Here is a 25,970-nt window from a genome sequence, read left to right as displayed (position 1 = left end):
GAGAGATTCTGCGTGACCAGCACGCGATGGCACGCGTGCACCGGCGGCAGTCGCGTGTGCGTAGTTCTCATCGTCCGACATTCTCCCGTGTCAGCCGCTGACGCAGGCGGCGGGCGAGGAATACCGTCGCTGCCACGAGAACAGCGGCGATCACCAGCTTCTGCAGCACACCGGCATAGGTCTCGACGACGTGCCAGTTCTCACCGAGGAAGTAGCCCGCGAGGACGAAGACCGCGTTCCACAGCAGACTGCCCGCCGTGGTCAGGACCGTGAAGCGGGTGAGTGGCATGCGTTCGACGCCGGCGGGGATGGAGATCAGGCTGCGGAAGATCGGGATCATCCGGCCGAAGAAGACCGCCTTGTCGCCGTGGCGAGCGAACCAGTCCTCGGTGCGGTCCAGGTCGGACAGTCTCACCAGGGGTAGCCGGTCGACGATGCGGCGCAGGCGGTCGCGGCCGAGGGCGGCGCCGAGGGCGTAGAGGGCGAGCGCGCCGACCACCGAGCCCAGGGTGGTCCACAGCAGGACCTCGGCCAGGCCGAACCGGCCGCGACTGGCGGTGAAGCCGGCCAGGGGCAGGATCACCTCGCTGGGCAGTGGGGGGAAGAGGTTCTCGAGTGCGATCGCGAGGCCGGCGCCGAAGCCACCGAGCTGTTCCATCAGCTGTACCGCCCACCCCGCGATGCCGGTCAGTTCGGTCGAATTCCCTGTCGTATCCATGCTTTCGACGCTAGGTAGCCGGGACCCCGCGATCAGTAGCGTCAACCACCCGGTCTACAAGGTGCGACCTCAGCTCGGGGGTGGGGTTTTCCGCACCCCTCTCGCGGGGCGTACACCATCGCTGCGGGCCGGACGCGTCCCTAGCGTCGAAAGGTATGCGACAGAAACTGTTTCGGGCCTCTGCGGTCGTTGTGGGCACCGTGCTGGTGGCCACGCTGATGGCCGCTCTGGTCCTCGTGACGGCACGGTGGCGGGTTGTCGGGGATACGGTCGAGGCCGCCGCGCGCTGGAACGACACCGATGTGGTGTTACGAGTCTCCGACGGCGAGCGGCAGCGCGAATGGCAGTACGAAGGCAGCGCGGCGGGGCAGGCGAGCACGCCGGGACCGCACAGCAGGTTCCGGATCGGCAGCATCACCAAGACCTTCGTCGCCACCGTCGTGCTGCAACTCGTCGATGAGGGCAGGGTCACGCTGGACGGTTCGATCGCCACGCAGCTGCCAGAGCCGATTCCCGGCGGAGAGCGGATCACGGTGCGGCAGTTGATGAATCACACCAGCGGGCTCTACGACTACATGAAAGAGCCGGGCATGTCGACGAACCGCTGGCGCGGCGATGACCGGTTCCGTGCTCACGCACCGCGTGATCTGCTCGCCACCGCGGTGCGCCACGACCCTTATTTCGCACCGGGCGCCCGCTTCCGGTACTCGAACACCAACTACATCGCCCTCGGCCTGCTGATCGAGCACGTGACCGGGCACCGCTATGGCGACGAGATCCGCGACCGTGTTCTCACACCATTGAGGTTGACCGCCACCACCGTGCCCGGCGACGACCGCCGCGTCCCCGCGCCCGCCCTCACCGCACACCGTGACATCGACGGTGCCGGCCGGGTGGACGTGACCGAGATGAACCCCTCACTGGACTGGGCCGCAGGCGAAATGATCTCCACCACAGCCGATCTCGACGCCTTCTTCGCGGCACTGCTCGGTGGGCGTCTGATGAGCCCCGACTCGCTGGACCGGATGCGTGAGACGGTACCGATGGGCATGGGTTTCCACTACGGGCTCGGCCTGCAGCGTTTCGAACCACCGTGTGGTGGCGACCTGTGGGGACACGGCGGCGAACTGCTCGGCTACGTCACCTACGCGTTCCGGTCGGCCGACGGCCGGTCGCTGACGATGGTGGTCGGCTCCGCGGCCTCGTCGGACGCGCTGTCGATGTTCGCCACGGTCACGGCGACCTACTGCCTCGCTTGAACGCCGTCCGCCACGGACAGGTTCAACAATGTCGGTGCGCGACAAACGACTCGCCCGCCCCGAATTCCACCCACGATGCCCACGGCACGTACTGTCTCTCCCGACACCGGGGGTGACCGAACGACGAGGCCGGGGCAGCGCGTAGCTGCCCCGGCCCCTCTCGTCACGTCAGCCCTGCAGGAAGGCGAACTCCTCTTGCAGCTGAGCCGTCTTGTCACACAGCGCCGTCACCGACGGGCCCGCGTTGAGAACCTCGCGGGACACGTTGGGCACGACAGCAGCCAGGTTCGCCTCCGAGACCAGGGCGCGGATGGAGTCCGCTCCCCCGCCTTGCGCGCCCACACCGGGCATCAGAATCGGGCCGTTGAGGGCCGACAGGTCGGGTGCCTCGGTAAGCGTCGCACCGACAACCACACCGACGGAGCCGAAACCGAAACCGGACCCGGCGTTGCGGGCCGCGGCCTCGTCGACCATCGTCTGCGCGATCGTGCGACCGTCCGCGGCGGTGATCCGTTGCAGTTGCGCCCCTTCGGGATTCGAGGTCGCCGCGAGCACGAACACGCCACGGTGATTGGCCTGCGCCAGGCTCAGCGCCGGGTCGAGGGACCCGAAACCGAGATACGGCGACACCGTCACCGCGTCCGAACCCAGGGGTCCGTCGCCGAGCCAGGCGTTCGCATAAGCGTCCATCGTGGAGCCGATGTCGCCACGCTTGGCATCGGCCAGCACCAGGGTGCCCGAGGCCCGCAGCACCGAGATGGTGCGCTCGAGCACCGCGATGCCACCGGAACCGTAGGTCTCGAAGAACGCGACCTGCGGCTTCACCAGCGCGACCCGACCGTCGAAGGCCTCGACACAGATCTCGGCGAAAGCCTCGAGCCCGTCGACGTCTTCGGTGAGCCCCCACGCCCGCAGCAAGGCGGGGTGGGGGTCGATGCCGACGCACACGGGTCCGAACTGCCGCATGGCCTGCTGCAACCGGTGACCGAATGTCATGTCAGCCACGCAGTTTCGAGTGCAGTTCCTGCAGCGAGCGCACCCCGATACCACCGTTGATGCCGGCCTCGATGCCCTGCACCGCCGCCGCCGCGCCCTGAACGGTGGTGATGCACGGGATGTTCGCGCCCACCGCGGCGGTGCGGATCTCGTAGCCGTCCACGCGGGGACCCGAGTTGCCGTAGGGGGTGTTGAACACGATGTCGATCTCGCCGTCGCGGATCTGCTCCACGATCGAGGCTTCCGGCATGCCGGTGGCCGGATCGGTGGCTTCCGGGTCGGAGTGCTTGCGCACCTGCTCGCACGGAATGCCGTTGCGGCGCAGGGTTTCCGCGGTGCCCTCGGTGGCGAGGATCCGGAAGCCCAGGTCGTGCAGGCGCTTGATCGGGAACACCATGGCGCGCTTGTCGCGGTTGGCGATCGAGACGAACACGGTGCCCTCGGTCGGCAGCGAGCCGTAGGCGGCGGCCTGGCTCTTGGCGAACGCGGTACCGAAGTCGGCGTCGATGCCCATGACCTCGCCGGTGGACTTCATCTCCGGGGAGAGCAGCGAGTCCACGCCGGAGCCGTCGGCGCGACGGAACCGGTGGAAGGGCAGCACGGCTTCCTTCACCGCGACCGGCGCGTCGAGCGGCACGTGGCCGCCGTCGCCCTCGGGCGGCAGCATGCCTTCGGCGCGCAGGTCGGCGATGGTGGCGCCGAGCATGACGCGCGCGCAGGCCTTGGCCAGCGGCACGGCGGTGGCCTTCGAGACGAACGGAACCGTCCGGCTCGCCCGGGGATTGGCTTCCAGGACGTAGAGCACGTCGTCCTTGAGGGCGTACTGCACATTGAGCAGACCCTTGACGCCGATGCCCTTGGCCAGCGCGATGGTGGAGCGGCGCACGGCCTCGATGTCGCTGCGGCCCAACGTGATCGGGGGCAGCGCGCAGGCGGAGTCACCGGAGTGGATACCGGCTTCCTCGATGTGCTCCATCACGCCGCCGAGGTAGACCTCGTCGCCGTCGCACAGTGCGTCGACGTCGATCTCGATGGCGTCTTCCAGGAAGCGGTCGACCAGCACCGGGTGATCGGGGCTGAGCTCGGTCGCGCGGGAGATGTAGCCCTCGAGCGAGGTCTCGTCGTAGACGATCTCCATGCCGCGCCCGCCCAGCACGTAGGACGGGCGGACCAGGACGGGATAACCGATCTCGTTGGCGATCTTCTTCGCCTGCGCCACGTTCGTGGCGGTGCCGTACTTGGGCGCGGGCAGTCCGGCGGCGACGAGCACGTCACCGAATTCGCCACGGTCCTCGGCCAGGTCGATCGCGGCCGCGGAGGTACCGACCACCGGCACGCCGGCGTCGGTGAGCCGCTGCGCCAGACTCAGCGGGGTCTGCCCGCCGAGCTGCACGATCACTCCGGCGACGGTGCCCGACTCGGCTTCGGAGTGGTACACCTCGAGGACGTCCTCGAAGGTGAGCGGCTCGAAGTAGAGGCGATCGGCGGTGTCGTAGTCGGTGGAGACGGTCTCGGGGTTGCAGTTGACCATGACGGTCTCGTACCCGGCGGCCGACAGGGTCTGTGCCGCGTGCACACACGAGTAGTCGAACTCGATGCCCTGACCGATGCGGTTCGGGCCCGAACCCAGGATGATGACCTTCTCACGCTCACGCTGCGGCGCGACCTCGGACTCCGCGCCGGGATCGAGCTCGTAGGTGCTGTAGTGGTACGGCGTCTTGGCCTCGAACTCCGCGGCGCAGGTGTCGACGGTCTTGTAGACCGGGCGCACCGCGAGACGGTGACGCAGCGACCGCACACCCGACTCACCGGCCAGCTCGGGCCGCAGCGCGGCGAGCTGACGGTCGGACAGGCCGTAGTGCTTGGCACGACGCAGCAGATCCTCGTCGAGCACGGGCGCGTCGAGAACCTCCTGACGCAGCTCGACCAGGGCGAGCACCTCGGCCACGAACCACGGGTCCACGCCGGAGGCCAGCGCGACCTCTGCGACGCTCGCGCCGAAGCGCAGCGCCCGCTCGACCTGGTAGATGCGGCCTTCGGTCGGCACGCGCAGGTCGGCGAGGATGGCTTCGATGGCCTCGCGCACCGAGGCCGGATCGCTCGGATCCGTCGCCGCCCATTGGCCGTCGTCGGTGGTCCAGAAGCTCGTGGCTTTGGTCTCGAGCGAGCGCAGCACCTTGCCGAGAGCCTCGGAGAAGTTGCGGCCCATCGACATCGCCTCGCCCACCGACTTCATGGTGGTGGTCAGCGTGGCATCGGCGCCGGGGAACTTCTCGAATGCGAACCGCGGCGCCTTCACGACGACGTAGTCCAGCGTCGGCTCGAAGCTCGCCGGGGTCTCGCCGGTGATGTCGTTGACGATCTCGTCGAGGGTGTAGCCGATGGCCAGCTTGGCGGCGATCTTGGCGATCGGGAACCCGGTGGCCTTCGACGCCAGCGCCGAGGAGCGCGAGACGCGGGGGTTCATCTCGATGACGATCAGGCGACCGTCGGCCGGGTCCACCGCGAACTGGATGTTGCAGCCGCCGGTGTCGACGCCGACCTCGCGCAGGATCGCGATGCCGAGATCGCGCATCTTCTGGTATTCGCGGTCGGTGAGGGTCATCGCGGGGGCGACGGTGACCGAGTCACCGGTGTGCACACCCATCGGGTCGACGTTCTCGATCGAGCAGACGATGACCACATTGTCGTTGCGGTCGCGCATGAGCTCGAGTTCGAACTCCTTCCAACCGAGGATGGACTCCTCGATCAGGACGTTCGCGGTCGGCGATGCGGCCAGGCCACCACCGGCGATGCGGTCGAGGTCGGCCTCGTTGTAGGCCATGCCCGAGCCGAGGCCGCCCATGGTGAAGGAGGGCCGAACGACCACCGGGTAGCCGAGTTCGGCGACGGTCGCGCGCACCTCGTCCATGGTGTAACAGACGTTGCTGCGGGCACTCTCACCGCCGACCTTGGCGACGATGTCCTTGAACTTCTGCCGGTCCTCACCGCGCTGGATGGCGTCGAAGTCGGCGCCGATCAGCTCCACGTTGTACTTCTGCAGTACACCGTTCTCGTGCAGGGCGACGGCGGTGTTGAGCGCGGTCTGCCCACCGAGGGTGGCCAGGATGGCATCGGGGCGTTCCTTCTCGATGACCTTCTCGACGAACTCCGGGGTGATCGGCTCGACGTAGGTGGCGTCGGCGAATTCCGGGTCGGTCATGATGGTCGCCGGGTTGGAGTTCACCAGCGAAACGCGCAGTCCTTCGGACCGCAGCACCCGGCAAGCCTGGGTGCCTGAGTAGTCGAATTCGCACGCCTGGCCGATCACGATCGGGCCAGAGCCGATCACCAGGATGTGCTTCAGATCCTCGCGGCGAGGCATCAGGCTCCTTCCATGAGACCGGCGAAACGGTCGAACAGGTATGCGGCGTCGTGCGGGCCTGCGGCGGCCTCGGGGTGGTACTGCACCGAGAAGGCGCGGCCGTCGATCAGCCGGACCCCTTCGACGGTGCCGTCATTGGCGCAGATGTGGGAGACCTCGGCCTTGCCGAACGGGGTGTCGAACACCTCGCCGCGCTCGCCTTCGAGGGCGAAGCCGTGGTTCTGGGCCGTGATGGAGACGCGGCCTGTCCCCTCTTCGATCACCGGGATGTTGATGCCGCGGTGGCCGAACTTCATCTTGTAGGTGCTGCGACCCAGTGCCCGGCCCAGGATCTGGTTGCCGAAGCAGATGCCGAACAGCGGGATCCCGCGTTCCAGGACACCCTGGGTGAGTGCGATCGCGCCGACCTGGGTGGCCGGGTCGCCGGGGCCGTTCGACAGGAACACACCGTTGGGGTTCAGCGCGAGGATGTCGTCGAGGGAGGTGTTCGACGGCACCACGTGGGTGCGCACGCCGCGCTCGGCGAACATGCGCGGGGTGTTGGTCTTGATGCCCAGGTCGACCGCGACGACGGTGAACTTGTGGTCACCGACCGGTTCGATCGTGTACATCGCGTCGGTGCTCACCTCTTCGGCGAGGTCGGCGCCCAGCATCGAGGCCTGGCCGTTGACCCGCGCGAGGAGCTCCTCGTCGTTGGCCAGCGCGGCACCGGAGAAGATGCCTGCCTTCATCGAACCGCGGCTGCGCAGGTGGCGGACCACCGCGCGGGTGTCGATGCCCGCGATGCCGACCACGTCCTGGCGGTCGAGTTCGTCGGTCAGCGTGCCGGTGGCGCGCCAGTTGGAGGAGACTCGCGAGGGGTCGCGCACGGCGTAACCGGCGACCCAGATCTTGGCGGACTCGTCGTCCTCGTCGTTCCAGCCGGTGTTGCCGATCTGCGGGGCCGTGGCCACCACGATCTGGCGGGCGTAGCTGGGGTCGGTCAGGGTTTCCTGGTACCCGGTCATCGCCGTGCAGAACACGGCCTCACCGAGTGTCTGACCCTCGGCGCCGAAGGCGGTTCCGCGGAATACGCGGCCGTCCTCGAGCACCAAGGCTGCCTTTACTGCACTCATTCATCGTCTCCCGTCGTCACCCTGGTGGAATCCGCTGTCCCGGCCGTCCATGCCGGGTACACCGTCTTGTCGTCACCGCGGAAACCGGTATCGATCTCGGTTCCCGTCGGCAGTGTCCAGCGAATTACCAGCACACCATTCTCTGTCATCACTTTGCCCGCGTGTCCGCGCTCGGTACGCACGGCTGTCACCGATTCCTGCGGAATCCAGATCACCGTGGCACCGTCGCGTTCGAGCAGAATTCCGCGTTCGAACCGCGTCAGTTCGGCGGTCGCCCGGAATCCCAGGTCACCGACCGCGATCCGGTCCTGCCAGCTGGGCGCGATGGTGCTGCCCAGGTACATGCCGGTGGTCGGTTCCAGTAGTTGTGCGCCCAGTTCGGCCGGCACCGTCGGCAGTTCACCGATGCGTGCCTGCTGTCGCGTGGCCTTCTTCTGCCATGCCCGGTACATCAGCCATAGGCACACAAAGAAAAATGCCAGCAGCCCGACTACCCACAGCGTTCTTTCCACGTCCTGGCCTCCCTAGATCCCGACCGCCTTGCCCTCACGGGCAGTTACCCGGCCGCGCAGCACGGTGGCTGTGACCTCGGCCGGGAACGTCATGTCCTCGAACGGTGTGTTGTTCGAGATGCTCGCCAGTTCGGCGCCGCGCACCGTCCACTCGGCGTCGGGGTCGATCAGCGTGAGGTTGGCGGGCTCGCCGACCGCGATCGGGCGGCCGTGGTCGTCGAGTCCGACGATCGCGGCGGGCTTCTCGCTCATCACCTTCGCGACGCCGCGCCAGTCGAGCAGGCCGGGAGCCACCATCGTCTGCACGATGATCGACAGCGCCGTCTCGAGGCCGAGCATGCCGGGGCGGGCGGCCGCGAATTCGCAGCACTTGTCCTGTTCGGCGTGCGGGGCGTGGTCGGTGGCGACGCAGTCGATGATGCCGTCGGCCAGTGCCTGGCGCAGGGCGGCCACGTCGGCGGATTCGCGCAGCGGCGGATTCACCTTGTTGACCGCGTCGTAGGTCTCCAGACGCGAGTCGTCGAGCAGCAGGTGGTGCGGGGTGACCTCGGCGGTGATCGAGATGCCTTGGGACTTCGCCCATTTCACCAGCTCGACGGTGCCCGCGGTGGACGCGTGGCAGATGTGCACGCGGGCGTTCGCATCGCGAGCGAGCAGCGCGTCGCGGGCGACGATCGACTCCTCGGCGGCGCGGGGCCAGCCGTGCAGTCCCAGGCGCGCGGCATTGGGGCCCTCGTGCGCGATGGCGCCCTTGGTCAGGCGCGGCTCCTCGGCGTGCTGGGCGATGAGAACGCCGAGCGAGTTCGCGTATTCGAGGGCGCGGCGCATGATCAGCGGGTCGTCGACGCAGTAGCCGTCGTCGGAGAACATTCTGACCTGCCCGATACCGGCGGCCATGGTGCCCATCTCGGCGAGCTGCTTGCCCTGCAGGCCGACCGTGACGGCACCGACCGGGAACACGTCGACGAGGCCGACTTCCTGGCCGCGACGCCACACGTGGTCGGTGATGACCACCGAGTCGGCGACCGGACTGGTGTTGGCCATCGCGAATACCGCGGTGTAGCCGCCCAATGCGGCTGCGGCGGAACCGGTTTCGATGGTCTCGGTGTCTTCGCGGCCGGGTTCACGCAGGTGCGTGTGCAGGTCGACGAAGCCGGGCAGCAGGATCTGGCCGTTGCCCTCGATCACCTCGGCGCCTTCGGACGCCGTGATGCCCGTACCGATGTCGGCGATGATGGTGTCGCGCACCAGCACGTCGACGGGGTCGCCTTCGCCGTAGGGCTTGACGTTCTTGATCAGCAGCTCACTCATACCGTTTCCTCCTGGCCGACGAGCAGCCGGAACAACACGGCCATCCGCATATGCACTCCGTTCGAGACCTGCTGCAACACAGCCGATTTCGGCGAATCCGCGACCGCCGAGGCGATTTCCATACCGCGCAGCATCGGGCCGGGGTGCAGGACGACGGCGTCGTCGTCGAGCAGCGCGAGCCTGCGCTCGGACAGTCCGTAGTTGATCGAATATTCGCGGGCCGACGGGAAGAACCCGCCGTTCATCCGCTCGGCCTGCACCCGCAGCATCATCACCGCGTCGGCACCGGGCAGTTCCGCGTCGAGGGAGGACGAGATCCGGGCGGGCCAGGCCTCCACGCCGACCGGCAGCAGGGTGCGCGGCGCGACCAGAACCACTTCGGCGCCGAGGGTGTTGAGCAGCGAGACGTTGGAGCGGGCGACCCGGCTGTGCAGGATGTCGCCGACCAGCACGATCCGCTTGCCCTCGATATCGCCGAGACGCTGACGCAGGGTGAGTGCGTCGAGCAGAGCCTGGGTGGGGTGCTGGTGGGTACCGTCGCCCGCGTTGATGATCGACGGGGCGGCACGGTTCTCCTCGCGGGCCCACTGCTCCATCCAGCGCGCGATCTGGTGCGCGGCGCCCGAGGCCGGGTGGCGCACGATCAGCGCGTCGGCACCTGCCGCGTGCAGGGTGAGCGCGGTATCGCGCAGCGATTCACCTTTGGAGACAGAGGAACTCGACGCGCTCACGTTGATCACATCGGCGCTCATCCACTTGCCCGCGACCTCGAAGGACACGCGGGTGCGGGTGGAGTTCTCGTAGAACACCGTCATCACAGTGCGGCCGCGCAGGGTCGGCAGCTTCTTCACCTCGCGGCCGAGCAGGGCCTGTTCGAAGCGTTCGGCTTCGTCGAGGAGTTCGGTGGCGGTGCCGCGATCCAGGTCGGCGACCGTCAGAAGGTGCTTCACGCTTCCACCTCGCTGACGCTCGGCTCCGGCGTGACCCACTGGGTGGCTGTGTTCATGGTTCGGTCGCTTCGCGCCCTCACTGCTCTTGACCTTCCTGATGCAGATACACGCCGTCATGACCGTCGTGCTCGACCATCAGCACCGAGATGTCCTCGGCGCGGGAGGTGGGCACGTTCTTGCCCACGTAGTCGGCGCGGATCGGCAGCTCGCGGTGGCCGCGGTCGATGAGGACCGCCAGCTGCACGGCGCGGGGGCGACCGAGGTCACGCAGGCCGTCGAGGGCGGAGCGGACGGTGCGACCTGAGAACAGCACGTCGTCGACGAGGACGACCAGGGAGTTCTCGATGCCGCCGTCGGGGACCGAGGTGCGCTCGAGCGGGCGGTGCGGGCGACTGCGCAGGTCGTCGCGGTACAGCGTGATGTCGAGGGAGCCGAGCGCGGGGCGCACACCGGAGAATTCCTCGATCTTGTCCGCGAGCCGGTTCGCCAGCGTGGTGCCGCGGGTGGGGATACCCATGAGAACCACCCGCGGTGCGTCGGCGTCGCCGGAATCCAAAGCGGTCTTCTCGATGATCTGATGCGCGATCCGCGCTACGGTCCTGGTCACATCCGATGGCGACAGCAACTCGCGACCGGCTGCCACCCACTCCGGGGTGTGCCGCTGCGATGTTTCGCTCACCTGTCCACCTCGCTGGCGCTCGGCGGACAGGTGCGCGATGCGCGCTGTATTGCTGGTTCGCTCGCACGCTCGCTCACGCCGGTTCTGGCCACCCGTTCGGGCACAGCCATGCCGACCTCCTTCCCCGCCTCACCGGACGGTCCGTTAAAGGATGCCTAACTCGCCCGTCAGCCTATCAGCGCCACGGGGGGCCTTTGACCAGGTAGGCCCGCCTGTGAGCGCGACCACGGACCGCCGAGAGGCGACCGCTGCCGTGTCGGTGATCACATGCGCGCCGAAAGTGCAGTGAGCGCGCGTGTTTCACCGCCACGTAGCGCCGCTGTGACCGCCCGGCGCGAACCGGTCCGTGATCGCCTTCACGTCGTCGGGACGGCTTTGATAACTGCCGCAGCCCGGCGCGAATGGTTCGCCTTCGATCACACCCGCTCGGCGAGTACGACGCCGACCGCCGGGTCGTTCACCGCCACGTCTCGACCGAGGGCAACGATCATGTCGTCCCAGGCGCGGAACTCGGTGCGCCAACCGTGCGCTACGAGCCAGTGTTCGGCAGGGCGTCCGGCATCCAGCGGCGGAGCCTGCGCATCGTCGTCACCGGAGACGAGCCGGCGCAGTTCGGCGTACGGCGCGGCGTCGGGATCGACCGCGAACCGGCTGAGGCCGAATCGGCTCCCGGGCGCGGACAGCGCCGTCAGTGCCGCCACGGTATCGCGGTGATCTTCGGGCGGGAGGTACGCGAGCGCGCCCTCGTCGATCCAGTGCGTCGGCTGGTCGGGGCGAAATCCGCGCTCGCGCAACGGGACGGCCCAGGCTGTTCGCAGGTCGATCGGCAGGACGTGCCGTTGCGCCGTCGGTGTGGCGCCCGCGGCGCGCAGCACCGGTTCCTTGAAGGCGAACAGCTCGGGCAGGTCGAGTTCGTAGACGGTGACGTCGGCGGGCAGGCCCATCCGGTAGGCGCGGGTATCCAGCCCCGCGCCGAGCAGGACGATCTGGCGGCAGCCGGCGGCGACGGCCGCGGCCACCTGGTCGTCGACCAACCGAACGCCGACGGATCGGCCCGCGAAGAACTGTTCGGCCACCGCCTCCACTCGCTCCCACCGCGCTGTGCCGTTCGCGGTGCGGACGAAATCGCGGCGCGCGGCGTCGACGAACGCCGACGCGAGTGGGTCATCGTAGAGCCGATCCTGCCTGCGCGACTCCTGCTCGCGAATCAGCGCGACCCCGATCGCGGTCAGTGCCACCCCCGCGGTGGGTACGTTCACCTGCGTCATCTACCCCTCCTCCAAACTAACTTGCCGACCGGCTAGTGATTTCGGTCATGGTCCGACGGTAGGCTCGCCCTAGCCGGTCGTCAAGCAAAGGAAAGCCCCGTGGACGGACGTCGTAGCGACACCAGGGAACGCATCCGCACGGTGGCGATGGAACTGTTCTCCGAGCGCGGCTACGAGAAGACGTCGCTGCGCGAGATCGCCGAGCGGCTCGGTGTCACCAAAGCCGCGCTGTACTACCACTTCCGGACGAAGGAAGACATCGTCGTCAGCCTGTCCGACGATCTGCGCCGTGGCATCGACGACATCGTCACCTGGGCCGGACAAACCCCGCCCGGGCACGAGCGCGCCGAGCAGATCCTGCGCCGCTACAGCGCGCTGCTCCACAGCCTCGGCCGTGACATGGTGCGGTTCTGGCACGAGAACCAGCCCGCATTCCGTGACCTCGGTTTCGGCGCGGGCCTGCGCTACCAATTCCGCGTTCTCGCCGACCTCATGACCGAGCCCGCCGCCACCCCGCTGGACATCTACCACGCCCGGCAAGCACTGCTCGCGATCAGCTGGAGCCTGTCGATGATGGGCGACCTCGACCTGACCGATGATCAGATGCACACCGCCGCAACGGATATCGCGATCGATATCCTCGCCAGGATCCACTAGGCGAGTCGGAAATGCACCCGCAGACTCCGGTATCGGAATGGCCTGGGCGACAACGGGCTGCCGTCCGGAGGGCTACAAGGTCGCTTGTCGGCCTATGACCCCACGGACTAGACTGTGATGCGCACCACATCGCGACGGTGAGTTCGTACCGCCGCCCAGAGCGATCGTGATCCGATCGGAGCGCCGGGTCACGGTGTTCGAACGCGACCCGCCGTTCGCTGGGCCGGGCCCCAGTCACTCCACTCCTGCTCGACCGCGCAAGGAGATGACCGTCATGACGGTTGCCGTCGAACTCGACTTCCCCGGCTCGACCCTCGAACAGTACGACCAGGCCCTGGCGAAGATGGGCTTCGTGCACGGCGGCTCGGGCGGCCCCGGCCTGCTGTTCCACCTGGTCAGAAAGACCGACAACGGATTCCACGTCACCGACGTCTGGGAATCCCCCGAGCAATTCCAGAGCTTCGCCGAAACCACCCTCGGCCCCATCGGCATGGAAGTCGGCATGCCTAACCAACCCACCATCGAAATCCACGAAATCTACAACTACCTGGCCCAGGGCAACTGACCTCGCTCATTCGCCCCCGAGGTCAGCATTCCCCGTGTGCCGCATGCCATATCCCACCCTCTATACGTATCCGTATAAGTGTCGATACGCTCAGATTTGTACGGTTACGTATAGAGGTTGGGAGTCAGCCATGGAACAGCCGAGTGTGAATCGGACGATCAAGTGGGCCGGGCGGGTCATCGCGATCATCGGCATCGGGCATCTCACGCTCGGGATGCTGGCCAGCTGGTCCTATTTCGATGAGTGGCTGTCGTTGGACCTGTGGGGGCATTGGTGGGAGGACACCGGTGCAGCCAACGCTTTCTGGGCGAACCCCGCCGGTTTCGGCTGGCCACTGTTCATCGTCGGATTGCTCGTTGTCTGGATGGACCGGAACGGGATCGTTCCGCCTGTTTTCCTCGCCTGGATGGTGCTCGGCTGGGGCGTGCTCTGTGCCGTCATCGTCGAGCCGACCCCGGGACCGATCGTGGTGGTCGCCGCCGTGATGCTGCTGCGCGGAATCCGCAGCGCCGCTACATCGGTCGGAGCATCGGTGCCAGACATGGCATCTCGAGCATGATCGGGTCGAACGGTCACAGCGGGGCGGGCGGTTCCGGCGCGGCCTGACGGGTGGGCAGCGCACTGATCGTCAACGCCAGCATGACCAGAGCGATGCCCGCGAGTTCCAGCGCGGTGGGCCGTTGCGCGAGGGCGATCGCGCCGACGACGGTCGCGGTCGCCGGAAGCAACGCGAGCAGCAAGGCGAAACGCGCACGGCCCACCGCGGTCAGGACCACCTGGTCCAGCGCGTACGGCACCGCGCTCGACAGCACGCCGACGCCGAGACCGAGCAGCCAGGTCCGCGGGTCGGCGAATACCGCGGCGTCGATCGCCAGCTGCGGGATCAACACGAACGGCGCCAGCAACACCGCCGCGGCCGCCATGCCGACAGCGAGGGAATCCTGGCCGTCACCGGTGTCGGCGACGCGTTTGCCGACCAGGATGTAAGCCGCCCACAGGACGGCCGAGGCGAGCGCGAAACCTACACCGACCGGCTCGACATCGAGTTGCACACCGGCCAGCAGCACCACCCCGACCGCCACCAGTGCCACGGCAAGCAGGTCGCGAGCCCGTCGCGAGCCCAGCGTCGCGACCGCGACCGGACCGAGGAATTCGATCGCGACGGCGGTGCCGAGTGGGATCCGCGCGATGGCCTCGTAGAACACGATGTTCATCGACACGGTGACGATTCCGAAGCCTGCCGCCGTCGCGATGCCCCGCCGCGTCCAGCGAGTTCGCCATGGACGCCGCCATGCCAGCAACGCCACTCCCGCCGCGGCGGCGCGCAGCCAGGCGACGGTGGCCGGCTCGGTGGTGTCGAACAGGAATACGCCGAGTGCCGCGCCCACATATTGCGAGGTCGCCGCGACGATGAACACCATCGGCACCGACCAGCCGGGCAGCGCGTGCGTCGCCGGCCGTTCGGTTGTCGAGATCGAATTCATCCCAGGAGTAATCCACAGACGGGCACGGATTTCAACGCGAACCGGCCCAGGATCGAAGAGCCCTGGGCCGGTTGGGCATTGCGTCACGTGGCGGTCGCGGGAACCGGATTCACCGGATCGCACGCCGGAGGTCGGAGACTCCCGCGTTCGCGCGATTCCTAGACGCCGAACCACCTGGTCAGCGCCGCACGCAGTGCAGTTACGGCGGTGTCGGATGACTCGTCGATCGTCGCGGCCCAGGCGATGTGACCGTCGGGACGGATCAGGAGAGCATCGGCTGGGCGATCGACGGTCTTGGCCGAGTGGATCTCGACGCGCGGAGCCCACTCCCGGACGATCTCGCGCAGGTCGGCGCGGTCGGCCAGGTCGAGGAAGACCGGTCGCGCGGTGTGCATGAGTTCGGCGACGGTGGTGGTGCCCTGGTCGGTGTCCAGGATCAGATCGGGTGCGAAAGTGCCGGTGAGCGAATGGCTTCCGGGTGTCGCGTAGCGCAGATCCGTGCCCGCGACGAGGGCGCCCATGCGGCGAAGCGCTGGTTCGTCGGAGAGGAGTTCCTGGAATACCGCGCGCAATGCCTCGGCGGCGGGGTCCTGACCCTGACGCAGTGCCGCCTGGGCGCGGGTCTGCAGCAGTGCGCGGCCACCGGCGAAGTGACGTTCGCAGTGATAGGTGTCGAGCAGGTCCGCCGGCGCCCAACCTCCGATGTCGGCGGCCAGCTTCCAGGCCAGGTTCACCGAATCGGTCATGCCGAGGTTCATCGCGGCACCGGTGGCGGGCAGCAGGTGGGCCGCGTCACCGGCCAGGAAAACTCGGCCCACACGGTAGTTCTCGGCCTGGCGGTCCTGGAACTGGTAGCGCGACAAGCGAGTCGGTGCGCCGAGCGGAACCTGCGCGCCCAGCACGCGCCGCACGCTGTCGCCGAGTTCGGCCATGGTCAGCGGTTCGTCGTTGTCGTATTCGGCGTCGTCGTTCTCGGTGGTCTGGAAGAACATCACCCGGTCCTCGGTGCTGACCCGTCCGAGCGCGAACACCCCGTTGTCGGTGCGGGTGAATCCCGGATCGATCCGGCCGAGACCGGGTACCTCGATCCCGCCGTCGGCGAGCACGGTCACCGACTCGTGCACCGCGACCACCGCCAACCGGTTGACCTCCGGATAGGTGCTGCCGGGGAATTCGATTCCCGCCAGTTCGCGGATCCGGCTGCGGCCACCGTCGCAACCGACCAGGTAGCGGGCGCGCACCCGGTACGGCCCGTCCGGCCCGTTCACCTGCGCGATCACCGCGTCGTCGTCCTGGGTCACCGCGACCACCTCGTGTCCGCGCCGGATCTCGGCGCCGAGGTCGACGGCGTTCTCGGCGAGGAGCTCCTCGACCCGCGCCTGCGGAATCGCCATGGCGTGCATCGGAGTTTCGTCGAGACCGGTGAAGTCGAGGTGCACGCCCCCGAAGGGGAAGATCGGCTTCGGACTCGGGTCACCGCTGACCGCCGTCATCCGGTCGAGCAGTCCGCGAAAGCGCAACACATCCAGAATCCGCCCACCGAGACCGCTGGCCTTCTGCGCGGTACCCGGCCGTTCACGGCGTTCGAGCACCAACGGCCGCACACCGGTCCGGCCCAGCTCCCCCGCGAGCATCAATCCAGCAGGCCCAGCGCCGACAACGATCACGTCGGTGGTCATCTCTTGCATGTTGTTGTCACTCCCGAATGTGGCTGGTCCCTGCATTGCCCAGCGATTGTGCAGCACCACCAGGGCCTTGCCGCAAGCCCCCGGGTGAGCTATAAGTTAGAAGGGGCAACGAGTGAGTCGGCCACGCTAGTTGGTCCCGCTCAGCGCCATCCCCGCACCGACTCCGATGATCATCAGCCCGCCTGTGCTGCCGACAGTTTCGAGGCGACGCGGAGAACGCGCGAACCACGACCGCGCCGTCGCCGCGAGCAACGCCCAGCAACCATCCGACAGCGCTTGGATCGTCAGGAAGATCGCGCCGAGGATCAGCAACTGCGCGGGTAGCCCACCTTCGGCCGGAACCGCGAACTGCGGAAGAACCGCGCCGAAGAACACGATCGTCTTGGGGTTGGTGGCGCCGACGATGAACCCCTGTCCGAGCACCCGGCTTCCACCGATACTCGGAGCTTTCGATTGCAAGGCCGCCGCCAGCTCCTTCCGCTGCCGGATCGTCGCGACGCCCAGATAGATCAGATAACCGGCTCCGACAATCTTCACGAGCAGGAACAACGTCGCCGACGCCATCAAGACCGCACCGAGGCCCACCGACACCGCGACCAAGGGTACGAACGATCCAGCGACGGCGCCCGCGACCGACAGCACAGCGGACCGCCGCCCCAGCGTCAGTGCTCGACCAATCGCGAACAGCACGTTCGGGCCAGGAATCACAATGATGATCAGGGAGGCGACGGCGAAGGCCGCGGCATTCGACAGCGGAACCATCTGTCGGAGCGTAGCTGCCCCGACCCCGCCGCCGTTCCGATTACCGGAAGTACGCATAGTCCTGCACCCAGTGGAACCCGCGGCTGCGCAAGGTGAAGGTGTTCGGGTCCCGGCGTTCCAGGGCGATCGTGACGGGGCGGTCGTGCAGTATTCCGCTCAGTAGCAGTTGGTCTGGGGTGGGTCGGTCAGCGGCCAACGTCGCGAAGGGTGGCCGCCGCTCGGACGCGCCGGTTGTGTCCGAGGCGAGTTCCAGCTGTCCGTCGGGGCGGAAGTAGGCGCGTGCCGGTACCAATTCGCCGTTCATCCGCTGGTAGGTCGCTTGCGCTGGATCGTCGAAAACTAGTCGCTGCCAGCGGGTTTCATCGGTCGTCAGCGGCGGCACCAGCTGCCCGTCGAGGGTGAAATCCCGCACCTCCCATATGCCGTACAGCTCGGACTTGGGGCTCGCGGCACCGGATTGCTCTTGCCAGACCACCCAGCGGTCGTAGCCGCTGCCCAGCGCGACCCACAGGCCCATGGCCGCCACCACCCAGGTCGCGATGCGGTTCTTCCGGGCGGCGGTGAACAGCGCGGGTTGCGTCAGTGGCCCGCACGCGCGTTGCCGCACAAGGACATCGGCCAGTCGACGCAGGTATGGGGCGAGCAGGATCAGGCTGATCAGCAGCAGGTGCGAGGCGAGCAGTTTCTCGGGGATGTCGAACGTCATGTTCAGCAGCAGGATCTGAGCCGTGCACGCCAGACTCAGTGCGGCGCCGAGCACCGCGGTCCGGGACACGAACAGCAGCAGCCCAGCCACGACTTCCACTGCGCCGAGCGCCATCTCATACGGATAGGAGCTACCGACCTGTAGCCACAGCACCGAGGCCGGACTCAGTTCGCCGTACGGCTGCAACAGCTGAGCCAGTGTGGGCGCGGGCATCTGGGTGGGGATCAGTTTGGCGAACCCGAACCCCACCATCTGCCCGCCCAGACACAGCCGCAGGAACAGCGTGAACCATGCCAGCAGGCGGGGGGACGAGGGACGACGGTCGACGGCCGTCCACACCGCGGTGCCCACCACCGCGACAACCAGCAGGCAGAACACCAGCACCCAGACGGCGGTTTGGTCGCCTGCTCCGGAGTCCTGGTGTAGCTGTGCGTCGACCCCGAAGACCGTTCTGCCGACCGGACCGGTGATGGGGTCGGTGATGGGCATGTTCCACGGCCCCCGGTATTCGCGGACCCACCGGCCGAGGATGCCGAGCAGTGCGAACGGGATATAGGTGAGGAGCAGGCAGAACAGGCCGAAATAGATGACGCAGAAGCGGAGCGCGATCTGGGTCGGCGCGGGCCGACCGGTCCGTGGGGCGGCCGGCACGGCCGTGATCACTGCTGCATCCTCGGGTCGTGGGTCGGGTCGGCGTACAGGGGCGGGCAGCCGAGCTCCCCCGCGCCGGGGCGAAGCTCGTAATGCCAGGGTTCGTTCGCGTAGATCTGGCACAGCCCGTACTCGGCACCGTGCGCGGACAGCCATGCCGCGGCCTCGGTCGGCCCGATATCGACCGCCTCGCCCGCCACGTGAGCAGACGTGTAGGGGCTTGCCACCCACCGCGCGGCTTCGGTATCCGAGCCGTACTTCGAGACCGCCTCGCGCAGAAGTTGTTCCTGGTATTCCGGGGACCGCCAGCCGCTGTTGACGACCAGCTCGACCCCGTCGTCGGCGGCATCGGTGGCAGCTTCGCGCAGAGCGGAGAGCAAGGCGGGGTCGAGGTTGCCCAGGGACGGATTCTCGTCATCGAAGAGCGTCGCGCCGGGCGGACCGCGGTGGCCGCCGAGATAGGCGTCGATGGATCGTGCGACCGAGGACAGGGACGGCAGCGACTGATAAACGAGGACACCGGCAGAGACGACGACAAGGGCGGCAACGACGGACGACCGGAGACGGCGTGTCGCTGGTTCAGTGTGGTTCATGCCCTCAGTCAAGGCAGCATGGTGTTGCCGGCGCGTATGCGGTTTCAGATACGCCGACGATATCGCCCGACTGGGAGAATCGAGCGTCTATGCGTGTACTGATCGTCGAGGACGAACCCTATTTGGCGGAAGCCATCCGCGATGGCCTTCGCCTGGACGCGATCGCGGCCGATATCGCCGGTGACGGCGACATCGCGCTGGAGCTGCTGAGCATCAACACCTACGACATCGCCGTCCTCGACCGGGATATCCCGGGTCCCTCCGGCGACGAGATCGCCCAACGCATCGTCGCCTCCGGCAGCGGTCTACCGATCCTGATGCTCACCGCCGCCGACCGGCTCGACGACAAGGCGTCCGGTTTCGGGCTCGGCGCCGACGACTATCTCACCAAACCCTTCGAACTCCGAGAACTCGTGCTCCGGCTCAGGGCCCTCGACCGCCGACGCGCCCACATCAGGCCACCGGTGCGGGAGCTCGCCGGGCTGCGGCTCGACGCGTTCCGCCGTGAGGTCTACCGCGACGACCGCTATATCGCGCTGACCCGCAAGCAATTCGCGGTGCTCGAAGTCCTCATCGCTGCCGAAGGCGGTGTCGTGAGCGCCGAGGAACTACTGGAACGGGCATGGGACGAGAACGCGGACCCGTTCACCAACGCTGTGCGTATCACCGTCTCAGCGCTTCGCAAACGTCTCGGCGAACCCTGGGTCATCGCCACCGTGGCCGGTGTCGGGTACCGCATCAGCACCGGGCGGGACGGAGCAGACCGTGGGTAGGGCCCCCGGATTGAGTGTTCGCCTCAAACTCACGCTCAGCTACGCGGGCTTCATCATGCTCGTGGGTTCGCTGCTGATCGCTGCCGTGGGTGTCTACTACCTGTGGTACCTACCCGAAGGCTGGATCTACACCACCGGCGGCGATTTCTGGATCAACCGCGGCATGCTGCTGCGCTCGTTCGCTCCGTTCGTGACCATTGTGATGGCCTTCCTGCTGACGATCGGTCTCGTGGGTGGATGGTTTCTCGCCGGTTGGATGCTCACTCCGCTGGCTCGCATCACCGCCGCCACCCGCACAGCCGCGAACGGATCACTCGCCCACCGAATCCGGCTACCCGGCCGCGGCGACGAATTCGGTGAACTCGCCGACGCCTTCGACATCATGCTCGCCCGGCTGGAAGCACACGTCACCGAACAGCAGCGATTCGCCGCCAACGCCTCCCATGAACTGCGCACGCCGCTGGCGATCACGCAGACCCTGCTCGACGTGGCGCGCCATGATCGCACCCGCGTCACCAGCGAGCTGGTCGACCGCCTGTACGCCGTCAACACCCGGGCGATCGACCTCACCGAAGCATTGCTCCTGCTCAGCCGTGCCGACCAGCGGTCGTTCACCCGGGAACACGTCGATCTGTCCCTGCTGGCCGAGGAAGCCACCGAAACACTGCTCTCCCTCGCCGAGGACCACGGCGTCATCCTCGAGACCTCCGGCGAGGTGACCCCCACCGTCGGCTCACGCGCCCTGCTGCTGCAGTTGGCGACGAACCTCGTGCACAACGCGATCGTCCACAATCTGCCGACACAGGGCACCGTGTGGGTCACGACCAGCCTGCACCGCGAGACCGTGTCGCTCACCGTCGAGAACACCGGCGCCCAGCTCACCCCCGCGTCGGTTTCCACGCTGGTGGAGCCGTTTCAGCGCGGCACCGAACGCATCCGCACCGATCACACCGGCGTCGGCCTCGGCCTGGCGATCGTCGACAGCATCACCCGGGCACACGCCGGAATCCTCACCCTCGTTCCCCGTCCGGCGGGCGGGCTTCGCGTCACAGTGCAGCTTCCCCGGCAACCACTGCAGCCGACGGCATGGCGGTGACTGGCGCGGTCTCGGCGGCGGTTGGGCCGCGAACAGCGCGCTCAGGGGGCGCGCAGAACCGAACGAACCAGCTCCGCTATCGCCGAGCGTAAACGGTCGACTTCCCCCGCCCTGGCCAGTTGCTGAGCGAGTTCCCCGCCGACCGTCGAAAGCAACAGTGCGCCAACGGTTTCGGCGTCGATGTCGGGGCGGGCTTCGCGCAACAGGGCGCCGATGTGCTGTGCCCAGAACGTGTGGAACTCGGCGCTGCGGGGATGTGGCGGCATCGCCTGATAGGCCGCGATCAGTTCCACATCGTCGGTGACCAGGCTCGTCATGGCGTCGAAGAAGGCGAGTAGCCGGTCGGTCGCCGGTGCGCCCGGCCCCAGGGGTGGCGGGCCGCTCGAGACCGCGGTCATCAGCCCGGCCGCGCCCTCGGCCACGAGTTCGTAGAGCAGGCCGGCGCGGCTGCCGAAACGGTGGAAGATGGTGCCCTTCCCGACGCCTGCCGCTGCCGCCACCCGATCCATCGTCACCCCGGCCGCGCCGTGTTCGGCCAGCAGCGCGGCGGTGGCATCGAGGATCGCTCGACGGTTGCGCGCTGCATCGGCGCGTTCGGTAGGACGTCGGTCGGTCATCGCACCCGCTTTCTCGGCACCCGCCGATCGGTTGACAAGTTGACCGACGGTCCATATCGTTCGAGATATCTGGACCGACAGTCAACTTATGGAGTTCTGATGCAGGCAATCGTAATGACCGAGACCGGCACACCCGACGTTCTGGTAGCGCGCGAGGTCGGCGAACCTCGCCCGGGCGAGGGGCAGGTCGTCCTCCGGGCCGAGGCGGTGCCGGTGCTGTACCCGGAGACCAAGGTTCGGGCAGGCGCGTTCCCCTTTCCCGCGCCGCTGCCCGAGGTCTTCGGGTTCCAGGCCGCGGGCACGGTGGTCGATATCGGTACGGGCGTTGGTCAGAGATTGCTCGGCGCACGGGTGGTCGCATCGACCAGCGGGTTCGGCTCCTATGCCGAACTCGTTGTCGCCGAAGCTGATTCGGTGACGGTGATCCCGGACGGGCTGACCACCGAGCACGCCGCCGCGATCCTGATGCCGGGGTCGGTGGCACTGGCGCTGATGCAGGCCGCGGCCGTCACCGCGGGCGGGACCGTCCTGGTCGAAGCGGCAGCTACCGGTGTCGGCAGCTGCCTCACTCAGCTGTGCGCCGCCGCGGGCGTGCGCGTCATCGGCACCGCGGGCGGGGAACAGAAGGCCCGCCTCGCGCGCGACAACGGCGCGCACGAGGTGCTCGACCACACCGCGCCCGACTGGGCAGACCAGCTGGCCGGCCTGCTCGCCGGCGGCACGGTCGACGTCGTATTCGATTCCATCGGAGGCGATTCACTGACCCCACTGCTCGACCTGATCACACCTCTGCGCGGCCGGATCCTCAGCTACGGCTGGCTCGACGGCGCACCCGCACAGCTGAGCGTCACCGATCTGATCCTGCGCGGGCTCACGCTCACCGGCTGCGCGGGCACCGCCTGGCTCAGCGAAGTCGCCCGGCAGCGGTCGCCGGCGCTGACCGCTTCGGCGCAGGGCCTACTGACACCCGTGGTCCACTCGGTTCTCCCCCTCGCCGGCGCCGCGGACGCGCACCGAATGCTCGAGGACCGGGTCGCATTCGGCACCGTTCTATTGCGACCTTGACGATTCCGGCAGGCAGGGTGTCCGCTATGAGCGGGTCGATATCAGCTGGGACGACATCGCCGCACACGACCGGCCTCAGCGACTCATCCCGTGCCGCCGACGACGACCCGCCGCCAGCTGGATCGCCATCGCCGACATCGGTCGATGCCGACGGCGTCCCCGGCTTCGCGGACCGCGCGGATAGGTAGCCCCCGGGCCGACGGTTTCAGGCGATACCGAACGGATTGTCGATGACGTAGCGCCAGTAGCCGTCGGCGTCGCGACGGGCGACGTCGGTGGCCGTTCCCGACACATGGACCGGCTCGCCGTCCGGGCCGGTGCCGTCGATCTCCCAGTCGACGATCAGCAGCGCGATATCTCCTGCGACGTAGGTGTGGCGCGGGCTGACTCGAATAGGCAGGCCGAGCGCGAGGAACTCGGCATTGGCCGCGCGCAACGCGGGCCCGGTGACCTGACTGCCCGGTTCCGGTACGAATACGGCATCGTCGGTGTACACCTCGGCGAGCGAGTCCGAGTCGCCGGTGTTGAAGCGGGCCGCGAACACCGCGGGATGTTGCCCCGGGTCGGCGGTGAGGGCGACAGTGGGGTTGTGACGAGAACTGATGCGAGTCATAGCGACAGCCAACTCGGCGCGCGCGTAGGCAACCAAACGGTGACCGACATGGGCTGGGATGACGAGCTCGTGCCCGACGACCGCGGGCGAACCCGGGCGCCGGAACCGGACTGCCCTGTCGAGGTCACCCTGGCTGCTATCGCGGGCCGCTGGACAACCCTGGTGGTGCGCGAACTCATGAGTGGGCCGCTCTCGTTCGGTGAGCTGCGAGACCGGCTGCCGTCGCTCAGCGCCAAAGTGCTGACCGACCGGCTTCGCGAACTCGAAGCCCGCGCGCTGATCGAGCGACGGACGCATCGCGGCTTCCCCGTGCGCACGAGCTACGACCTCACCGATCTCGGCCGGGCGCTGCGACCACTGCTGATCGAGCTCTACCGGACCGGCAACGCCTTGACCGCTTTACGTCAAGCGCTCGACAGGATTTAGCCGGCCGGAGATCAACGCCACGGATGTGCCGCTTGCTGGGCCGTTCCGACGCGCTGGACGCGCCATCTATCGAACATACATTCGAACACGATGTAGACTGGCGCTCATGCCGCTGCCCCTGCAAGGTTCACTGTTCGACGGTGAGGCGATTGCCCTGGGTTCGATCGAGGCGATCCGGCGCACCCAACTCGACGCGACCAGCTGGGTCGATGTGCTACCCGGCTGGCTGAGCGGGGCGAGTCAGCTGTTCGACCGGCTGGCCGAACGTGTTCCCTGGCATGCCGAACGCAGGCCGATGTACGACCGGGTCGTCGACGTGCCGCGGCTGGTGTCGTTCTTCGGGGAGAACGATCCGCTGCCCGATCACATTCTGGTCCGAGCGCGGGCGGTGTTGACCACGCATTACGCGGCCGAGCTCGGTGAACCGTTCCGGACGGCCGGACTGTGTTTCTATCGCGACGGCCGCGACAGCGTTGCCTGGCACGGGGATACGATCGGCCGCGGCGCCACCCACGACACGATGGTCGCGATCGTGTCGGTCGGGGCACCACGCTCGCTGCTGCTGCGGCCGCGCGGTGGGGGTGCGAGCGTACGATTCACAGCGGGGCACGGGGATCTACTGGTGATGGGCGGGGCATGTCAACGCACCTGGGAGCACGCGGTTCCCAAGACCGCGCGCCCCGTCGGACCCCGCATCAGCGTCCAGTTCCGCCCACGCGGCGTCCGGTAGCCCGGCTGGCGCGTGAGCAATACTTACGGATTTCGCCGACGTGGCGGATTGTCGGTGGCTGGTCGTAGGATCCGGGGATGGGGAGTTCATTGTTGCCGCATGTGCGGGCCTCGAATGCGCTGACGGGGCGGTGGTGCGCGACCTTCGAGCGCGAGGACGCGGTGGTGTCGGGGGCGGGCTTGTGGCCGTTGCTGGCCGTATTGGCGGGGGCGGCGTCCGGGCGGGCGCGCGACGAGCTCGCCGCCGCGGTAGGGGTTGCGGCCGAGCAGGCGCATGCGGCGGGGCTGGATATGCTGAAATCGCTGGACACTTCGCGCGAGGTGTCGACGGCGATCGGGGCATGGGTTCGGCCGGGCCTGACTTTGCGCGCGGAGTGGGTGCGCAGCATGCCCGCCGGGACGGTAGGCGAGCTGGGCGATCCGGCGGCACTCGACGCGTGGGCACACGAGCAGACCCAGGGGTTGATCAAGAAGTTCCCGGTGCCGATCACCTCGGACACCGTCCTCGCGCTGGCCACCGCCTTGATGGCGCGCACTCGCTGGGTGACTCCGTTCGCCGAGGTCCTCTACACACCGGAAACCGGTCCGTGGCAAGGACATCGGGGACCGGGCCTGTACCGGACGAGCCATCCCGACGGCAGTGTGTCGGTACTGGACAACGACGTCACCCGCGTGATCGTCACGGGCAGAGGCGAACTCGATGTGCATCTGCTGATCGGAGCGGATCCGCGCGACGGCGTGGCCGCCGGCCTCGCGGCGCTGGACGGGGCCGTCGATGTGCGGACAGAACTGCCGGTCGGCACGATAGCGCCTTGCCTGTCGGTGAGTCGACGGGAGACCTATGGCGGTCGCGATTCCGTGGTGCTGAAATTGCCGCCGTTCGAGGTCGAGAACAAGCACAACCTCGCTCGTCATGCGGCGCTGTTCGGAATGTCCACCGCGATGAACATTCACGGTTCCCATTTCACCGGACTCGCTTCGGATCCGCTGGCGCTCGACGCCGCGGGCCAGGATGTCATCGCGCGCTTCGACGCTGAAGGCTTCGAAGCGGCCGCCGTCACGGCCGTGGGAATGCGACTGGGCGGCATTCCGCAGAAGTCATGGTCGACGATCACGTCGGTGAGTATCGACCGGCCCTTCGGATTCCTCGCGGTGGATCGGCCGACCGGACTGGTCTTGGTGGCCGGTCAGGTCACGAAGCCGCCGGTGGAGTGGGTCCGACCGGTCGGTGAGGCGCCTGCGCGGGGTCGAAACCCGGGGCCGCCGTGGCGAGATCGGTAATCGACATTGCCGAAGATGTTGCTCAGCAACAGGATTCGGTTTCGATACGGCTAGTGGAGGCCGTATCCTGGTAGAAGTCCGCAGTCGGGTGC

At 67.8% G+C, this 25,970-nt stretch carries 26 protein-coding genes; 10 read left to right on the top strand and 16 right to left on the bottom strand.

Going from position 1 to position 25,970, the window contains the following annotated elements; translation table 11 throughout:
* Nucleotides 1–67: 67 nt before the first annotated feature.
* Entirely contained in the window at nt 68–718 is a 651-nt protein-coding gene (locus ACFWO8_RS08060; protein ID WP_378945583.1) for a DedA family protein, read from the bottom strand.
* 155 nt (nt 719–873) lie between these two features.
* Between ACFWO8_RS08060 and ACFWO8_RS08055 the strand changes: the two genes are divergently transcribed.
* Nucleotides 874–1,977 (top strand): serine hydrolase domain-containing protein, encoded by a 1,104-nt coding sequence (locus ACFWO8_RS08055; protein WP_378945580.1) that lies wholly within the window; start codon nt 874–876, stop codon nt 1,975–1,977.
* A gap of 168 nt (nt 1,978–2,145) precedes the next feature.
* Here the strand turns inward: ACFWO8_RS08055 and pyrF are convergent, their stop codons facing one another.
* From pyrF to ACFWO8_RS08015, 8 genes are all read right to left on the bottom strand, one after another.
* Nucleotides 2,146–2,973, bottom strand: coding sequence for an orotidine-5'-phosphate decarboxylase (pyrF, locus tag ACFWO8_RS08050; RefSeq protein WP_378946244.1), 828 nt, complete (start codon nt 2,971–2,973; stop codon nt 2,146–2,148).
* 1 nt (nt 2,974) lies between these two features.
* A complete protein-coding gene (gene carB, locus ACFWO8_RS08045; RefSeq protein ID WP_378945577.1) occupies nt 2,975–6,337 on the bottom strand; it encodes a carbamoyl-phosphate synthase large subunit in 3,363 nt (1,120 codons plus the stop codon).
* Nucleotides 6,337–7,452 carry a glutamine-hydrolyzing carbamoyl-phosphate synthase small subunit gene (carA, locus tag ACFWO8_RS08040; RefSeq protein ID WP_378945572.1) on the bottom strand — a complete coding sequence of 372 codons (1,116 nt, stop codon included), beginning with the start codon at nt 7,450–7,452 and terminating at the stop codon, nt 6,337–6,339. Before carA ends, carB begins: the two co-directional genes overlap by 1 nt.
* Entirely contained in the window at nt 7,449–7,964 is a 516-nt protein-coding gene (locus ACFWO8_RS08035) for a transporter (protein WP_378945569.1), read from the bottom strand. The genes carA and ACFWO8_RS08035 overlap by 4 nt, the downstream gene beginning before the upstream one ends.
* 12 nt (nt 7,965–7,976) lie before the next feature.
* Nucleotides 7,977–9,275 carry a dihydroorotase gene (locus tag ACFWO8_RS08030; protein WP_378945566.1) on the bottom strand — a complete coding sequence of 433 codons (1,299 nt, stop codon included), beginning with the start codon at nt 9,273–9,275 and terminating at the stop codon, nt 7,977–7,979.
* Nucleotides 9,272–10,225, bottom strand: a complete 954-nt coding sequence (locus tag ACFWO8_RS08025) for an aspartate carbamoyltransferase catalytic subunit (RefSeq protein WP_378945561.1) — start codon at nt 10,223–10,225, stop codon at nt 9,272–9,274. The genes ACFWO8_RS08030 and ACFWO8_RS08025 overlap by 4 nt, the downstream gene beginning before the upstream one ends.
* Nucleotides 10,226–10,301: 76 nt before the next feature.
* Nucleotides 10,302–10,904: a bifunctional pyr operon transcriptional regulator/uracil phosphoribosyltransferase PyrR gene (gene pyrR, locus ACFWO8_RS08020; RefSeq protein WP_378945558.1), complete on the bottom strand. Its 603-nt coding sequence runs from the start codon at nt 10,902–10,904 to the stop codon at nt 10,302–10,304.
* Nucleotides 10,905–11,320: 416 nt separating this feature from the next.
* Nucleotides 11,321–12,172, bottom strand: a complete 852-nt coding sequence (locus tag ACFWO8_RS08015) for an SAM-dependent methyltransferase (protein WP_378945554.1) — start codon at nt 12,170–12,172, stop codon at nt 11,321–11,323.
* A gap of 99 nt (nt 12,173–12,271) precedes the next feature.
* Between ACFWO8_RS08015 and ACFWO8_RS08010 the strand changes: the two genes are divergently transcribed.
* The 3 genes from ACFWO8_RS08010 (at nt 12,272) to ACFWO8_RS08000 (ending at nt 13,953) form a co-directional block, all read left to right on the top strand.
* Complete coding sequence (locus tag ACFWO8_RS08010) at nt 12,272–12,829, top strand: TetR/AcrR family transcriptional regulator (protein ID WP_378945551.1); 558 nt, start codon at nt 12,272–12,274, stop codon at nt 12,827–12,829.
* Between the two features lie 274 nt (nt 12,830–13,103).
* On the top strand, nt 13,104–13,394 hold the full coding sequence (locus ACFWO8_RS08005) for a hypothetical protein (RefSeq protein ID WP_378929126.1): 291 nt from the start codon (nt 13,104–13,106) through the stop codon (nt 13,392–13,394).
* Between the two features lie 130 nt (nt 13,395–13,524).
* Entirely contained in the window at nt 13,525–13,953 is a 429-nt protein-coding gene (locus tag ACFWO8_RS08000; RefSeq protein WP_378945546.1) for a DUF6463 family protein, read from the top strand.
* A gap of 13 nt (nt 13,954–13,966) precedes the next feature.
* Here ACFWO8_RS08000 and ACFWO8_RS07995 read toward each other — a convergent pair whose 3' ends face one another.
* The 5 genes from ACFWO8_RS07995 to ACFWO8_RS07975 form a co-directional block, all read right to left on the bottom strand.
* Nucleotides 13,967–14,878: a DMT family transporter gene (locus ACFWO8_RS07995; RefSeq protein WP_378945542.1), complete on the bottom strand. Its 912-nt coding sequence runs from the start codon at nt 14,876–14,878 to the stop codon at nt 13,967–13,969.
* 158 nt (nt 14,879–15,036) lie between these two features.
* Nucleotides 15,037–16,557: an FAD-dependent monooxygenase gene (locus ACFWO8_RS07990; RefSeq protein WP_378945539.1), complete on the bottom strand. Its 1,521-nt coding sequence runs from the start codon at nt 16,555–16,557 to the stop codon at nt 15,037–15,039.
* Nucleotides 16,558–16,692: 135 nt separating this feature from the next.
* Nucleotides 16,693–17,328, bottom strand: a complete 636-nt coding sequence (locus ACFWO8_RS07985; RefSeq protein ID WP_378945536.1) for a LysE family translocator — start codon at nt 17,326–17,328, stop codon at nt 16,693–16,695.
* A gap of 40 nt (nt 17,329–17,368) precedes the next feature.
* Nucleotides 17,369–18,685: a DoxX family protein gene (locus ACFWO8_RS07980; RefSeq protein WP_378946241.1), complete on the bottom strand. Its 1,317-nt coding sequence runs from the start codon at nt 18,683–18,685 to the stop codon at nt 17,369–17,371.
* 8 nt (nt 18,686–18,693) lie between these two features.
* Nucleotides 18,694–19,278, bottom strand: coding sequence for a M15 family metallopeptidase (locus tag ACFWO8_RS07975; RefSeq protein WP_378945533.1), 585 nt, complete (start codon nt 19,276–19,278; stop codon nt 18,694–18,696).
* Between the two features lie 89 nt (nt 19,279–19,367).
* On the opposite strand from ACFWO8_RS07975, the gene ACFWO8_RS07970 reads away from it, so the two are divergent.
* Both ACFWO8_RS07970 and ACFWO8_RS07965 read left to right on the top strand, forming a co-directional pair.
* Nucleotides 19,368–20,051: a response regulator transcription factor gene (locus tag ACFWO8_RS07970; RefSeq protein WP_378945530.1), complete on the top strand. Its 684-nt coding sequence runs from the start codon at nt 19,368–19,370 to the stop codon at nt 20,049–20,051.
* Nucleotides 20,044–21,147, top strand: a complete 1,104-nt coding sequence (locus ACFWO8_RS07965; RefSeq protein ID WP_378945523.1) for a sensor histidine kinase — start codon at nt 20,044–20,046, stop codon at nt 21,145–21,147. Before ACFWO8_RS07970 ends, ACFWO8_RS07965 begins: the two co-directional genes overlap by 8 nt.
* 41 nt (nt 21,148–21,188) lie before the next feature.
* Here ACFWO8_RS07965 and ACFWO8_RS07960 read toward each other — a convergent pair whose 3' ends face one another.
* The gene (locus ACFWO8_RS07960) at nt 21,189–21,764 is read right to left on the bottom strand and encodes a TetR/AcrR family transcriptional regulator (protein ID WP_378945520.1); all 576 of its coding nucleotides are present in this window, start codon (nt 21,762–21,764) and stop codon (nt 21,189–21,191) included.
* A 99-nt stretch (nt 21,765–21,863) separates the two neighbouring features.
* On the opposite strand from ACFWO8_RS07960, the gene ACFWO8_RS07955 reads away from it, so the two are divergent.
* Nucleotides 21,864–22,829: a zinc-binding alcohol dehydrogenase family protein gene (locus ACFWO8_RS07955; RefSeq protein ID WP_378945515.1), complete on the top strand. Its 966-nt coding sequence runs from the start codon at nt 21,864–21,866 to the stop codon at nt 22,827–22,829.
* Between the two features lie 205 nt (nt 22,830–23,034).
* On the opposite strand, the gene ACFWO8_RS07950 is transcribed toward ACFWO8_RS07955, so the two are convergent.
* A complete protein-coding gene (locus tag ACFWO8_RS07950) occupies nt 23,035–23,442 on the bottom strand; it encodes a YybH family protein (protein ID WP_378945512.1) in 408 nt (135 codons plus the stop codon).
* 48 nt (nt 23,443–23,490) lie between these two features.
* Between ACFWO8_RS07950 and ACFWO8_RS07945 the strand changes: the two genes are divergently transcribed.
* The 3 genes from ACFWO8_RS07945 to ACFWO8_RS07935 all read left to right on the top strand — a co-directional run bounded on the left by ACFWO8_RS07945 (nt 23,491) and on the right by ACFWO8_RS07935 (nt 25,878).
* Nucleotides 23,491–23,868 carry a winged helix-turn-helix transcriptional regulator gene (locus ACFWO8_RS07945; protein WP_378946238.1) on the top strand — a complete coding sequence of 126 codons (378 nt, stop codon included), beginning with the start codon at nt 23,491–23,493 and terminating at the stop codon, nt 23,866–23,868.
* 106 nt (nt 23,869–23,974) lie between these two features.
* Nucleotides 23,975–24,598 (top strand): alpha-ketoglutarate-dependent dioxygenase AlkB, encoded by a 624-nt coding sequence (locus ACFWO8_RS07940; protein ID WP_378945508.1) that lies wholly within the window; start codon nt 23,975–23,977, stop codon nt 24,596–24,598.
* A gap of 77 nt (nt 24,599–24,675) precedes the next feature.
* The gene (locus tag ACFWO8_RS07935) at nt 24,676–25,878 is read left to right on the top strand and encodes a serpin family protein (protein WP_378945505.1); all 1,203 of its coding nucleotides are present in this window, start codon (nt 24,676–24,678) and stop codon (nt 25,876–25,878) included.
* The last annotated feature ends 92 nt before the right edge of the window (nt 25,879–25,970 follow it).

Origin of the sequence: Nocardia sp. NPDC058480, from assembly GCF_042720495.1 — a bacterium.
Taxonomy (GTDB): domain Bacteria; phylum Actinomycetota; class Actinomycetes; order Mycobacteriales; family Mycobacteriaceae; genus Nocardia.
The sequence above is the reverse complement of the archived record's forward strand: the minus strand, read 5'-3'. Positions and strand labels throughout refer to the sequence as shown.